General features: G+C 67.8%; 9 protein-coding genes. 6 read left to right on the top strand and 3 right to left on the bottom strand.

The annotated features are described in order from the left end of the window. The first annotated feature begins 3 nt into the window (after positions 1–3). A complete protein-coding gene (locus ACX1D0_RS07875) occupies positions 4–807 on the top strand; it encodes a histidine phosphatase family protein (protein WP_459020314.1) in 804 nt (267 codons plus the stop codon). Then, positions 804–1688 carry an ADP-dependent NAD(P)H-hydrate dehydratase gene (locus ACX1D0_RS07870; RefSeq protein ID WP_459020313.1) on the top strand — a complete coding sequence of 295 codons (885 nt, stop codon included), beginning with the start codon at positions 804–806 and terminating at the stop codon, positions 1686–1688. The genes ACX1D0_RS07875 and ACX1D0_RS07870 overlap by 4 nt, the downstream gene beginning before the upstream one ends. Positions 1689–1707: 19 nt before the next feature. On the opposite strand, the gene ACX1D0_RS07865 is transcribed toward ACX1D0_RS07870, so the two are convergent. The 3 genes from ACX1D0_RS07865 to ACX1D0_RS07855 all read right to left on the bottom strand — a co-directional run bounded on the left by ACX1D0_RS07865 (position 1708) and on the right by ACX1D0_RS07855 (position 4327). Then, positions 1708–2460, bottom strand: coding sequence for an amino acid ABC transporter ATP-binding protein (locus ACX1D0_RS07865; protein WP_459020417.1), 753 nt, complete (start codon positions 2458–2460; stop codon positions 1708–1710). Positions 2461–2465: 5 nt separating this feature from the next. After that, entirely contained in the window at positions 2466–3323 is an 858-nt protein-coding gene (locus ACX1D0_RS07860; protein WP_459020416.1) for an amino acid ABC transporter permease, read from the bottom strand. A gap of 95 nt (positions 3324–3418) precedes the next feature. Further along, positions 3419–4327, bottom strand: a complete 909-nt coding sequence (locus ACX1D0_RS07855) for an ABC transporter substrate-binding protein (RefSeq protein ID WP_459020312.1) — start codon at positions 4325–4327, stop codon at positions 3419–3421. A gap of 321 nt (positions 4328–4648) precedes the next feature. Between ACX1D0_RS07855 and rplJ the strand changes: the two genes are divergently transcribed. From rplJ to rpoC, 4 genes are all read left to right on the top strand, one after another. Then, positions 4649–5266 carry a 50S ribosomal protein L10 gene (rplJ, locus tag ACX1D0_RS07850; protein WP_459020311.1) on the top strand — a complete coding sequence of 206 codons (618 nt, stop codon included), beginning with the start codon at positions 4649–4651 and terminating at the stop codon, positions 5264–5266. A 53-nt stretch (positions 5267–5319) separates the two neighbouring features. Further along, the gene (gene rplL / locus ACX1D0_RS07845; protein WP_459020310.1) at positions 5320–5712 is read left to right on the top strand and encodes a 50S ribosomal protein L7/L12; all 393 of its coding nucleotides are present in this window, start codon (positions 5320–5322) and stop codon (positions 5710–5712) included. A gap of 307 nt (positions 5713–6019) precedes the next feature. Beyond that, positions 6020–9493 carry a DNA-directed RNA polymerase subunit beta gene (gene rpoB / locus ACX1D0_RS07840; RefSeq protein ID WP_459020309.1) on the top strand — a complete coding sequence of 1158 codons (3474 nt, stop codon included), beginning with the start codon at positions 6020–6022 and terminating at the stop codon, positions 9491–9493. 195 nt (positions 9494–9688) lie between these two features. Then, complete coding sequence (rpoC, locus tag ACX1D0_RS07835; RefSeq protein WP_459020308.1) at positions 9689–13627, top strand: DNA-directed RNA polymerase subunit beta'; 3939 nt, start codon at positions 9689–9691, stop codon at positions 13625–13627. The last annotated feature ends 180 nt before the right edge of the window (positions 13628–13807 follow it).

The following is a 13807-nucleotide window of genomic DNA, read 5'->3' as shown; positions in this document are numbered from 1 at the left end:
CCCATGACCACTGTCGCCACCGAGGGCTCCGCGACGGGACCGGCCGAGATCGTCCTGGTCAGGCATGGCCAGAGTCTCGGCAACGTTGCCGACCACGCCGCCATAGCCGCCAAGGCGCACCGCCTCGACCTGCCCACCAACGACGAGCTGATCGACCTGTCGGGTGAAGGCCGGCGCCAGGCCGAGGCACTGGGGCGCCACATCGCCGCGCTCCCCGCCGGCGAGCGGCCCACCGTCGTCGTGAGCTCACCCTTTCGCCGAGCCCGAGCCACCGCAGAGCGCGCACTGGCGGCCTTGCAGGGGACGGAGATCCTGCTCGACGAGCGCCTTCGGGAGCGTGAACTCGGCATCTTCGACGGCGTGACGTGGTACGGCATCAAGGCGGAACACCCGGAGGAGTCCGAACGCCGCGACAGGGTGGGGAAGTTCTACTACCGGCCGCCCGGCGGCGAGTCCTGGGCAGACGTGATCCTGCGGATCCGCAGCCTCCTGGTGGAACTGCAGGCGCGCTACGCGGGGGAGCGGGTCTGGCTGTTCAGCCACGAGGCGGTCATCCTCGCCTTCCGCTACGTTCTGGAGGGTCTCGAGGCGGCGCAGGTGGTGGCCCTCCAGAAGGAGGAGCCCGTGGCCAACTGCTCCATGACGCGCTACATCGAGCGCGACGGCGCCCTGCAGCTGGCGGCCCGCGACGACGTGAGTGCGCTGCTGGGCAGCGGCGAGGCCCGCGTGACGCGCGAGCCCGGCCATGCCCGGGAGGGCGGCGACGGAGGCGCCGAGGCGCAGCCGTCGCGGAGGGGGGAGGGATGACCGACGCGCGGGACCGGCCGACCGTCATCACCCCTGCCGTGCTGCGCGACTGGCCCCTGCCGTCGCCGCGGGGGAGCAAGGACGCCCGGGGGCGCGCGCTGATCGTCGGTGGCAGCGTGCCCAATCCAGGCGGTGTGCTGCTGGCGGCGCGTGCCGCCATGCGATCGGGCGCTGGCAAGACCCAGCTCGTGGTGCCTGAGCCGGTGGCGGTGCCCATGGCCGTGGCGATGCCCGAGTCGCTGGTCCGCGGGGCGCAGTGCTCGGCGGAGGGCGATCTCACCTGGGCGGCCGCGACGGTGGTGGTCGACTACTCTCCGGGCGCGGACGCCACGCTGATCGGCCCCGGCATGCTCGACGTCGGCCGAGCGGTCGCGTTGATGGAGGCCGTGGCTCCCCTGCTCCGCGGGACCGTGGTGCTCGACGCCCTGGCGCTGGCCTGGCTCACGGAGGACCCGTCGCGAGGGGGTGCCCTCGACGCGCTGGTCCTCTCGCCCAACCTGAGCGAGCTGGCGTTGACCTTGGGCGTCGACGAGGAAGAGGTGCGCCGGGACCAGGGGGCCGCGGTCCTCCGCCTGGCCGAGGCCACCGGGGCCGTGGTGAGCTCAGGATCCTCCAGCACCTTCATCGGCACTCCCGACGGGCGGCTCTGGCGCAGCGACGAGGGCAACGCGGGGCTGGGAGTCGCGGGTTCGGGCGACGTGAAGGCCGGCATCGTGGTGGGTCTGTGCGCGCGGGGCGCGGAGCCGGCCCAGGCCGCGGTCTGGGCGGCCTATCTGCACGGCACGGTGGGCGGGAGGTTGGCGTCCAGATTCGGGCCGACGGGCTACCTCGCGGGCGAGTTGCCCTCCGAGATCCCGCTGGCCCTCCTCGAGATCGGCTGAAGCCCGGCGGCGGGTGCCCTCAGAGGACCTTGGCGAAGAAGTCCCGGGTGCGCTGCTGCTGTGGGTGGTCGATGACCTCGGCCGGGGTGCCGCGCTCGACGACGACGCCGTCGTCCATGAACACCACCTGGTCCGCCACCTCGCGGGCGAAACCCACCTCGTGGGTCACCACGATCATGGTCATGCCGCTGGCCGCCAGCTCCTGCATGACGCTCAACACCTCGCCCACCAGCTCGGGATCAAGGGCAGAGGTGGGCTCGTCGAACAGCATCAGCTCCGGCTCCATGGCCAGGGCGCGGGCGATCGCGACGCGCTGCTGCTGACCACCGGAGAGCTGGGACGGGTAGTGGTCCGAGCGGTCCGAGAGGCCCACGCGCTCGAGCTGGTCACGGGCCAGGGACTCGGCCGCGGGCTTGGACAGCCCGCGCACCTGACGTGGCGCCTCCATCACGTTCTCGAGAGCGGTCATGTGTGGGAACAGGTTGAAGCGCTGGAACACCATGCCCACCTTGGACCGCTGCTGCGCGATCTCCTTGTCGCTGCGGCGATGCAGGCGGCCGTTCACCTCGCGCAGCCCCATCAGCTCCCCGCCGACGAACATCCGGCCGGAACTGATCTGCTCCAGCTCGTTGATGCAACGGATCAGGGTGGACTTGCCGGACCCCGACGGGCCCAGCACCACGCACACTTCGCCCCTGCCGACGGTGAGGTCCACGCCCTTGAGGACGTGCAGGTGACCGAAGAGCTTGTGAACACCCCGTGCCTCGACCATCGCGCTCATGGGGTCACCTCCAGATTCGGATCGGTGTGCACCGTGCCCGCGGCGAGGATGGCCTGCTGCCGCCGTGACATGCCCTTGGCCGGCTTCGCGCGCCCCGTGGTGTCGGTGTCGAAGCCGCGACCGTAGTACGCCTCCAGGTAGGACTGGCCCACCATCAGGATCGACGTCACCACCAGGTAGTAGATCGCGGCGACGATGAGCAGCGGGACGGGGAGGAAGTTCTTGTTGCCGATGGCGTTGGTGACGAACGTCAGCTCCAGGCTGAACGGGACCGCGAGCACGAGCGAGGTGGTCTTCAGCATGGAGATGGTCTCGTTGCCGGTGGGCGGCACGATGACGCGCATGGCCTGCGGGATGATCACCCGGCGCAGCGTCGTGGAGCGCTTCATGCCCAGCGCCGTCGCAGCCTCCCACTGTCCCTTGTCCACTGAGTTGAGGCCCGAGCGCACGATCTCCGACAGGTACGCGCCCTCGTTGAGCCCCAGGCCCAGGATGGCCGCGACGCCCGCGTTGATGACGTCCTGCGTGGTGAACTCGAAGAACTCGGGGCCGAACGGGATGCCGAGGCTGAGCCGCGGGTAGAGCACCGGCAGCAGGCCCCAGAAGACCAGCTGGGTGTAGACGGGGGTGCCGCGGAAGAACCAGATGTAGGCCCATGCCACCGCCTGCAGGATGGGGTTGGTGCCCATCCGCATCATCGCCGTCGTCACCGCCAGCGTGATGCCCAATGCCATGGCGCCGACGGTGAGCAGCAGTGTCCAGCCCAGGCCGGAGATGATGCGCGGATCGAGCAGGTGCCCGGCGACCACGTCCCAGTGGTAATTGGGGTTGGTCAGCAGGCCGTGGACGAGCATGCCCACGAGCACCAGCACGACGCCGGCCCAGATCCACAGGCTGGGCCTGGGGACCGGGCGGGCGTGGATCAGCTCCGGCGTGGGCTGGCGCATGCTCAGGCCTGCGGGTGGATCTCGGCCATGTCGAGGCCGGCCTCGGTGACACCCCAGCTGTCGAGGATCGCGGCCCATGTGCCGTCGTCCATGAGCGACTGGACCGCCTGCTGGATGGCGGCGGTGAGCTCGACGTCGTCCTGCGCCACGACGATGCCCTGCGGGGCCGCGTCACGCACGCCCCCGACCACCTCGAGCTGGTCGTTGGTCAGCGCCACCGCGTAGGAGGCCACCGTCGAGTCCGCGTAGAAGGCCTTCACCTTGCCGCCCACGAGGTTGGTGGTGACGTCTGACTGCTTGGCGTAGGGGAGGACCTCGATGGGCTCCTGGCCCTCGTCCTCGCAGGCCTGCGTGAACCCGGCGAGTTCCTCCTCCTGCCAGGTACCGGTCTGGACGCCGATCGTCTGGCCGCACAGGTTCTCCGGGTCGAACGCCTCCGGGTTGCCCTTCTTCACGGCGAAGCTGGAGCCCACCGTGATGTAGGAGATCATCGTGAAGTTCGCGGTGCGCTCCTCGGTGACCGTGAACGAGGAGATGCCGATGTCGTACTTGGTGCCGATGCCGGGCAGCAGGGAGGCGAACTCACCGTCGACCACCTCGGTCTCGACCCCGAGCACCTTCCCGATCGCCTTGCCGAGGTCGACGTCGTAGCCGATGGCGGTGGTGAGATCGTCAGCGCGGAACTCGGCCGGCGCATAGTCGGTGGCGGCACCGATGGTCAGCGTGCCCTTGTCTGCGATCTCCTGCGGCAGCAGGGCTGCGATGTCGTCCACCTTTGCCACGCCTGAGACGTCGTAGGTGCGGTCGGTGGAGTCCGCCGGAGCGGAGGAGGGGTCGGTGGTGGTCGACGGGGCGCTGCAGGCGCTCACGGCGAGGGTGGCCAGTAGGCCGGCGGCGAGGATGCGACGCATGAGGGTCCTCTCGGAGTGGAACAGATCAACATGTCGAGGTTAGTGCACGCCGCTCAAGTCGACACGCCCGGGCTCACGGGGCAGCCCGCGTGCCCGATTTGGGGCGGCGTCGGCTCCTGGGTATAGTTCGCAGAGCCGAAGACCGCAGGTGGCATCCCAGCCATAAACGCCGCAAGGCACCCGCGCAGGTGTACGTGTCAGCTTCCCGTTCCACGGGTCGCCCCGCGCCGCCGGCGTCGGGGCGTTTTTTGCGTCACTGCACTTCGGCCCTCCCGCCGCCCACCCGGGCGGACGGAGGCTGTTAGACCGGAAGGAGACCACATGGCGAGGCCGGATAAGGCTGCCAAGGTCGCGGATCTCACTGACCAGTTCAGTAACTCCGCGGCGGCAGTGCTGACCGAGTACCGCGGTCTCACCGTCAAGGATCTGAAGACCCTTCGTCGATCCCTCGGTGAGAACGCAACCTACGCCGTTGCGAAGAACACCCTTGCGGCGATCGCAGCCAAGGAAGCCGGCATCGAGGGAATCGCAGACTCCCTCACCGGCCCCACAGGCATCGCGTTCGTCAGCGGTGATATCGCTGCCGCCACCAAGGGGCTGCGTGACTTCGCAAAGGCCCACCCGTCTCTGGCAATCAAGGGTGGTGTGCTCGAGGGAAAGTTCCTCGACGCCCAGGCCGTCCTGAAGCTCGCGGACCTCGAGTCCCGCGAGGTTCTGCTGGCCAAGATGGCCGGCGCACTGCAGGCCAACATGGCCAAGGCCGTCTACATGCTGGCCGCCCCGCTGTCGCAGGGTGCCCGCCTGTTCGGTGCTCTGCAGACCGCTGCCGAGGCCAACCCCTCCCTGATCGGTGGCGCCGGCTCCGCGCCTGCCGCCGACGCCACAGACGAGACCCCCGCCGCTGATGCGGCACCCGTTGCAGCTGACGCTGCGGAGTGATCCGTTGCAGCGCCGCTGCAATCACTGATCTTTCTACGAAAGGAAACGCCACCATGGCGAAGCTCACCACTGACGAGCTCCTTGACGCCTTCAAGGAGATGACCCTCATCGAGCTCTCTGAGTTCGTGAAGCTCTTCGAGGACACCTTCGGTGTCACCGCTGCCGCCCCCGTCGCGGTTGCCGCCGCTGCCGCCCCCGCGGCTGGCGACGACGCCGGTGCCGACGAGGAAGTCTCGGACAAGGTCGACGTCATCCTGACCTCCGGCGGCGAGAAGAAGATCGCCGTCATCAAGGAGGTGCGCGCTCTGACCTCCCTCGGCCTGAAGGAGGCCAAGGACCTCGTCGAGGGCGCCCCCAAGCCTGTGCTGGAGCAGGTCGACAAGGAGACCGCGGCCAAGGCCAAGGAGGCCCTCGAGGCCGCCGGCGGCTCGGTCGAGCTCAAGTGATCTGACCCCTCAGCTCACAGCGATCAACGGCCCGTCCCCTGCCGGGGGGCGGGCCGTTGCACGTGCTGCCGCGACGCGCCGGGGGCGGGGTTGCGCCGGCCGCCGCGGCCGCTATCATCGTGGCGTAGAGATCAAAGGGGATCGAAGTCGACCGCATGACCAGCAGGGCCTGCGGTAGTTGCCGTCCTGTGCCTATTGCTCTATAGTGGTTGTTTGCCCAGCTATGCGTTGCGCCCCGTGACTTGACACGGGAGCTTCGCCATGCACGGAAACATTTTGCTTCAAGCGTTCTTGGAAGGACCGTATCTTGGCCGCCTCGCGCTCTGCGTTGAAGAACACCAATGTCGTCTCATCCACCGGCCGAATCTCCTTCGCGAAGATTCATGAGCCGCTAGAGGTCCCCAACCTCCTGGATTTGCAGATCGACGCCTACAACTGGCTCATCGGTAACGAGGCCTGGGTGGAGAAGGTAGAGGGACAGCTGGCCGCTGGCCGTACCGACGTCAACACCCGCTCCGGCCTGGAGGAGATCTTTGCGGAGATCTCGCCCATCGAGGACTTCAACGAGACCATGTCTCTGTCGTTCCGGGACCACCGCTTCGAGAGCCCCAAGTGGACCATTGAGGAGTGCAAGGACCGGGACGTCACCTACGCGGCCCCCCTCTTCGTCACCGCGGAGTTCGTCAACAACGACACCGGCGAGATCAAGAGCCAGACGGTCTTCATCGGCGACTTCCCGCTCATGACGGATCGCGGCACCTTCATCATCAACGGCACCGAGCGCGTCGTCGTGTCGCAGCTGGTCCGTTCGCCCGGCGTGTACTTCGAGCAGACCCCGGACAAGACCTCGGACAAGGACATCTTCTCCTGCAAGGTGATCCCGTCGCGCGGTGCGTGGCTGGAGTTCGAGATCGACAAGCGCGACATGGTGTTCGTCCGCCTGGACCGCAAGCGCAAGCAGAACGTCACCGTTCTTCTCAAGGCCCTCGGCTGGTCCGAGGACAGGATCCTCGAGGAGTTCGGCGAGTACGAGTCCATGCGCCTGACGCTGGAGAAGGACTCCGTCAAGACCCAGGACGAGGCGCTGCTGGATATCTACCGCAAGCTGCGCCCTGGCGAACCGCCGGCGCGGGATGCCGCCCAGGCGCTGCTGGACAACTACTACTTCAACCCCAAGCGCTACGACACGGCCAAGGTCGGTCGCTACAAGATCAACAAGAAGCTCGGCCTCGACCTGCCGTTCGACCAGCAGGTCCTGACACTTGAGGACATCGGGGCCGCCATCCGCTACATCGTGGCGCTCCACGAGCACCGCGACACGCTGGGTGACCTTCCGGTGGAGCCTGACGACATCGACCACTTCGGTAACCGTCGTCTCCGCACGGTGGGCGAGCTCATCCAGAACCAGCTGCGCACCGGCCTCGGCCGCATGGAGCGCGTGGTGCGGGACCGCATGACCACGCAGGACATCGAGGCCATCACGCCGCAGACGCTGATCAACATCCGGCCCGTCACGGCGGCGCTCAAGGAGTTCTTCGGCACCTCGCAGCTGTCGCAGTTCATGGATCAGAACAACCCGCTCGCGGGCCTGACCCACAAGCGTCGCCTCTCCGCGCTCGGCCCCGGCGGTCTCTCCCGTGACCGCGCCGGCATGGAGGTCCGTGACGTCCACCCGTCGCACTACGGCCGCATGTGCCCCATCGAAACCCCTGAAGGCCCCAACATCGGCCTCATCGGCTCGCTGGCCTCCTTCGCCCGCGTCAACGCCTTCGGGTTCATCGAGACCCCGTACCGCAAGGTGGTCGAGGGCGTCGTCACGGACCAGATCGACTACCTCACCGCGGACGAGGAGGATCGCTACTCCATCGCGCAGGCCAACGCCCACGTCGGCAAGGACGGGCGGCTCTCCGAGGAGCGCGTGCTCGTGCGCCTCAAGCACGGTGACGTGGACCAGATCCCCGGCACGGACGTGGAGTACATGGACGTGTCGCCCCGGCAGATGGTCTCCATCGCCACGGCGCTGATCCCGTTCCTCGAGCACGACGACGCGTCGCGAGCCCTCATGGGCGCCAACATGCAGCGTCAGGCCGTCCCGCTGATCCGCAACGAGGCCCCCTTCGTCGGCACCGGCATGGAATACCGCGCGGCGGTGGACGTCGGCGACGTGACCCTGGCCAAGAAGCCGGGCGTGGTGACGACGGTCTCGGCCGATCTCCTCGAGATCGCCAACGACGACGGCACCTACCAGTCCTACAAGCTGGACAAGTTCGTCCGCTCCAACGCGGGCACCTGCATCAACCAGCGCCCGCTGGTGAAGCCGGGTGACCGCATCGAGGTGGGGACTCCGCTCGCGGACGGTCCCTGCACGGATCAGGGCGAGCTCGCCCTGGGCAAGAACCTGCTGGTTGCCTTCATGCCGTGGGAGGGCCTCAACTACGAGGACGCGATCATCCTCTCCCAGCGCATCGTCCAGGACGACGTCCTCACCTCGATCCACATCGAGGAGCACGAGGTCGACGCCCGCGACACGAAGCTGGGCGCGGAGGAGATCACCCGCGAGATCCCCAACGTCTCCGACGAGATGCTCGGAGATCTCGACGAGCGGGGCATCGTGCGCATCGGTGCCGAGGTCTCGGCCGGAGACATCCTGGTGGGCAAGGTCACGCCGAAGGGCGAGACCGAGCTGACGCCCGAGGAGCGCCTGCTGCGCGCCATCTTCGGCGAGAAGGCCCGCGAGGTGCGCGACACGTCCCTCAAGGTGCCCCACGGCGAGTCCGGCACGGTCATCGCGGTCCGCGTGTTCAACCGCGAGGACGACGACGAACTGCCTCCCGGCGTCAATGAGCTGGTGCGGGTGCACGTCGCCCAGAAGCGCAAGATCTCCGACGGCGACAAGCTCGCCGGCCGCCACGGTAACAAGGGCGTCATCTCGAAGATCCTGCCCATCGAGGACATGCCGTTCATGGAGGACGGCACCCCGGTGGACATCGTCCTCAACCCCCTGGGCGTCCCCTCCCGGATGAACGTGGGGCAGGTGCTGGAGAACCATCTCGGGTGGATCGCCAAGACCGGTTGGGACGTCTCCGAGGTGCAGGAGGAGTGGGCCGAGCGCCTGCGCGAGGTCGGCCTCGGCCGCATGGACGGCAACGCCAAGGTCGCCACCCCGGTGTTCGACGGCGCCTCCGAGGCCGAGATCAACGGGCTGCTGGCCAACTCGCTGGTCTCGCGTGACGGGGTACGCCTCGTCGACGGCGGCGGCAAGGCCCAGCTCTTCGACGGTCGCTCCGGCGAGCCCTACCCGCAGCGCGTCGGCGTGGGCTACATGTACCTGCTGAAGCTGCACCACCTCGTCGACGACAAGATCCACGCGCGCTCCACCGGCCCGTACTCCATGATCACGCAGCAGCCGCTGGGTGGTAAGGCCCAGTTCGGCGGTCAGCGGTTCGGCGAGATGGAGGTGTGGGCCCTCGAGGCCTACGGCGCCGCATGGGCTCTCCAGGAGCTCCTGACCATCAAGTCCGACGACGTGCCCGGCCGCGTGAAGGTCTACGAAGCGATCGTCAAGGGCGAGAACATCCCCGAACCGGGCATCCCGGAGTCGTTCAAGGTGCTCGTCAAGGAGATGAAGTCCCTCTGCCTGAACGTGGAGGTGCTCTCCGACGACGGCCGGGTCATCGACCTGCGCGATTCCGAGGACGACATGCGCTCTGCCGAGGACTTCGGCATCGACCTCGGCCGCCGCCCCGGCAGCGACAACTTCATGGATGTCGGCGAAGTCTGAGCGCACGGGGGGCGAGCCCCCCGTGGACCCCCCGGTGGGGGTCGATTCGCTCGAACATCGCTGAGGCCGTGGCAGGCGGACGACGTCCGCCTTCCACGAGGGGCTTCGCCCCCATCCTCCCCAGGACAACTTGAACCAGATTCACCCTGATCTCCAGGGCCCGTCACCGGCCACTGGAGGGGAAAGAGAAGCAACGTGCTGGACGTGAACTTCTACGACGAGCTGCGGATCGGTCTCGCCAACGCAGACCAGATCCGCGAGTGGTCGCACGGCGAGGTCAAGAAGCCGGAGACCATCAACTACCGCACGCTCAAGCCTGAGCGCGACGGTCTCTTCTGCGAGAAGATCTTCGGCCCCACCCGTGACTGGGAGTGCTACTGCGGCAAGTACAAGCGGGTCCGGTTCAAGGGCATCATCTGCGAGCGCTGCGGCGTCGAGGTGACTCGGTCCAACGTGCGCCGCGAGCGCATGGGCCACATCGAGCTCGCCGCCCCGGTGACGCACATCTGGTACTTCAAGGGCGTGCCGAGCCGGCTGGGCTACCTGCTGGACATCGCCCCGAAGGACCTCGAGAAGGTCATCTACTTCGCCGCGCACATGATCACCGCCGTCGACGAGGAGGCCCGTCACCGGGATCTCGCGTCCCTGCAGGCCAAGGTGGAGGTCGAGTCCAAGCAGGTCGCGTCCCGCCGCGACGCCGACATCGAGGCGCGCATGCGCAAGCTCGAAGAGGATCTCGCCCAGCTCGAGGACGAGGGCGCCAAGGCAGACATCAAGCGCAAGGTCCGCGAAGCGGCCGAGCGTGAGGCCGGCCAGATCCGCACCCGCGCGCAGCGTCAGCTGGACCGCATCGACGAGGTGTGGCAGCGCTTCAAGAGCCTGAAGGTCCAGGACCTCGAGGGCGACGAGATGCTCTACCGCGAGATGAAGAAGCGCTTCTCGAAGTACTTCGAGGGCTCCATGGGCGCCGAGGCCATCCAGAAGCGCCTCCAGTCCTTCGACCTCAAGGCCGAGTCCATCAACCTGCGCGAGATCATCGCCACCGGCAAGGGCCAGCGGAAGACCCGTGCGCTCAAGCGGCTCAAGGTGGTCGCGGCGTTCCTGTCCGGGCAGAACCATCCCTCGGCCATGGTGCTCGACGCCGTGCCGGTGATCCCGCCGGACCTGCGCCCCATGGTCCAGCTCGACGGTGGCCGTTTCGCCACCTCGGACCTCAACGACCTCTACCGTCGCGTGATCAACCGCAACAACCGCCTCAAGCGGCTGTTGGATCTCGGCGCGCCCGAGATCATCGTCAACAACGAGAAGCGGATGCTTCAGGAGGCCGTCGACTCGTTGTTCGACAACGGCCGCCGCGGCCGCCCCGTCACAGGACCGGGCAACCGCCCGCTCAAGTCCATCTCGGACATGCTCAAGGGCAAGCAGGGCCGGTTCCGCCAGAACCTCCTCGGCAAGCGCGTGGACTACTCGGGCCGTTCCGTCATCGTCGTGGGGCCGCAGCTCAAGCTGCACCAGTGCGGGCTGCCGAAGGCCATGGCGCTGGAGCTGTTCAAGCCCTTCGTCATGAAGCGCCTGGACGACCTCAACCACGCGCAGAACATCAAGGCCGCCAAGCGCATGGTGGAGCGTCAGCGCCCCGTCGTGTGGGACGTACTCGAAGAGGTCATCGCCGAGCACCCGGTGCTGCTCAACCGCGCACCCACGCTCCACCGCCTCGGCATCCAGGCCTTCGAGCCTCAGCTCATCGAGGGCAAGGCCATCCAGATCCACCCGCTCGTCTGCACCGCGTTCAACGCGGACTTCGACGGCGACCAGATGGCCGTGCACCTGCCGCTGTCAGCCGAGGCCCAGGCCGAGGCGCGGATCCTCATGCTGTCGACGAACAACATCCTCAAGCCCGCTGACGGTCGTCCGGTCACCATGCCCACGCAGGACATGATCATCGGCCACTACTTCCTGACGCTGCTGCGTCCGAGGGCAGGCGAGGGCCGCTCGTTCTCGTCGCTGGCCGAGGCCATCATGGCGTTCGACCGCGGGGACCTCGCGATCGGCTCGAACATCCACATCCGCCTGACGAACGTCGTCATCGACGGTGAGGAGGCGCGCCCCGACGGTTCGCACCTCGTGGCGACCACGCTCGGCCGCGCCCTCTTCAACGAGGCGCTGCCGGACGACTTCGCCTTCGTCAACACCGTCGTGGGCAAGAAGGTCCTCGGGCAGATCGTCAACGACCTGGCCGAGCGGTACCCGAAGGTGGTCGTTGCGGCAGCGCTGGACAACCTCAAGGACCTCGGTTTCAGGTGGGCCACGCAGTCCGGTGTGACGGTGTCCATCTCGGACGTCCAGACCCCGCCGCAGAAGGCCCAGATCCTCGAGGGTTACGAGGCCCGCGCGTCGAAGATCGACAAGCTCTACGAGCGCGGCACCGTGACGGAGGATGAGCGCCGCCAGGAGCTCATCGCGATCTGGACGGACGCGACAGCCGAGCTCACCGAGGCCATGAAGGCCAACTTCACGGCGGACAACCCCATCTTCATGATGGTGGACTCGGGGGCCCGAGGAAACATGACGCAGATGCGTCAGATCGCCGCCATGCGAGGGCTGGTGGCCAACCCCAAGGGCGACATCATCGCCCGCCCCATCAAGTCCAACTTCCGTGAGGGGCTGTCGGTCCTCGAGTACTTCATCTCGACGCACGGTGGTCGTAAGGGTCAGGCTGACACCGCTCTGCGTACCGCAGACTCGGGCTACCTGACCCGACGCCTCGTGGACGTCTCGCAGGATGTCATCATCCGCGAGGAGGACTGCGGCACCGAGCGCGGCCTGACCAAGGTCATCGCGAAGTGGACCAGGCCGGGCGCCGACGACATGGGTAAGCCGGTGCGGGTGGCGGCCGAGCCGTTCGCGGAGGGCGCCACGGTGGAGACCTCACCCGAGGTCGAGACCGCCGTCTACGCCCGTGCGCTGGCCGTCGACGCCGTCGACGCGGAGGGGACCGTCCTGGTCGAGGCCGGGACGGACCTGGGGGACGCTGAGATCAACGTCATGGTCGCGGCGGGCCTCACCGAGGTCAAGGTGCGTTCCGTCCTGACCTGTGAGTCCGCGTTCGGCACGTGCGCCCTGTGCTACGGCCGTTCGCTGGCCTCCGGCAAGGTGGTCGACGTCGGCGAGGCCATCGGCATCGTCGCGGCCCAGTCGATCGGCGAGCCCGGCACCCAGCTGACGATGCGTACCTTCCACACCGGTGGTGTGGCCGGGGACGACATCACGCAGGGTCTGCCCCGCGTGACGGAGCTCTTCGAGGCGCGTCAGCCCAAGGGCAAGGCCCCCATCGCGGAGGCCGACGGCGTGGTCCGGATCGAGGACGGTGACCGCAGCCGCAAGCTCGTCATCGTCCGCGACGACGGCGGCGAGGACCTCGAGTACCCGGTGGCGCGCCGCGCCCGCCTGGAGTTCGAGGACCACCACGGCAACCGGACTCACATCGAGGACGGCGTGCGCGTCAGCATCGGTCAGCAGCTGACCGCCGGCCAGGTGGATCCGCAGGACGTCCTGCGGATCCGGGGCCTGCGGAAGGTGCAGGAGCACCTCGTGGAAGAGGTCCAGCGGGTGTACCGCACCCAGGGCGCCCCCATCCACGACAAGCACATCGAGATCATCATCCGGCAGATGCTCCGTCGCGTGACGGTCATCGACTCCGGAGAGACGTCGATGATGCCAGGTGAGCTCGTGGACCGCGCCTCCTACGAGGCGGCCAACCGTCAGGCGTTGACCGAAGGCGCCAAGCCGGCCGAGGGTCGCCCGGTCCTCATGGGCATCACCAAGGCGTCGCTGGCCACCGAGTCCTGGCTGTCGGCGGCCTCGTTCCAGGAGACCACCAAGGTCCTCACGGACGCGGCCATCCAGGGCAAGAGCGACACGCTCAAGGGCCTCAAGGAGAACGTCATCCTGGGCAAGCTGATCCCGGCCGGTACCGGTCTCGAGCGGTACCGCAACATCCGGGTGGAGCCCACCGAGGAGGCCCGCGCGAGCGCCTACACCATGAGCTACGACCCGTACGACTACTCGTTCGGTTCCGATGTGGTCGGCCCCGCCGTCCCGCTCGACGAGATGGACTTCGGCGAGATTCGCTGACACCGTCCCATGGGGAGGGCTCCGGACTCGCGTCCGGGGCCCTCTTCCCTGTTTTGACCCTGGTGACGCGCTGGAGTAACCTTGTGAGGCGTGCCCGGTTGCTCGGGCCCATTTGTGCGTGCCCTGGCATGATCCTGGCGCTCTTATTCGTTGCGAAGAGACCAGACCTGTGCGGAGTTC

The organism is Tessaracoccus pujii (assembly GCF_054483895.1).
Note: the sequence above shows the minus strand (reverse complement) of the source record. Positions and strands in the feature narration are given on the sequence as shown.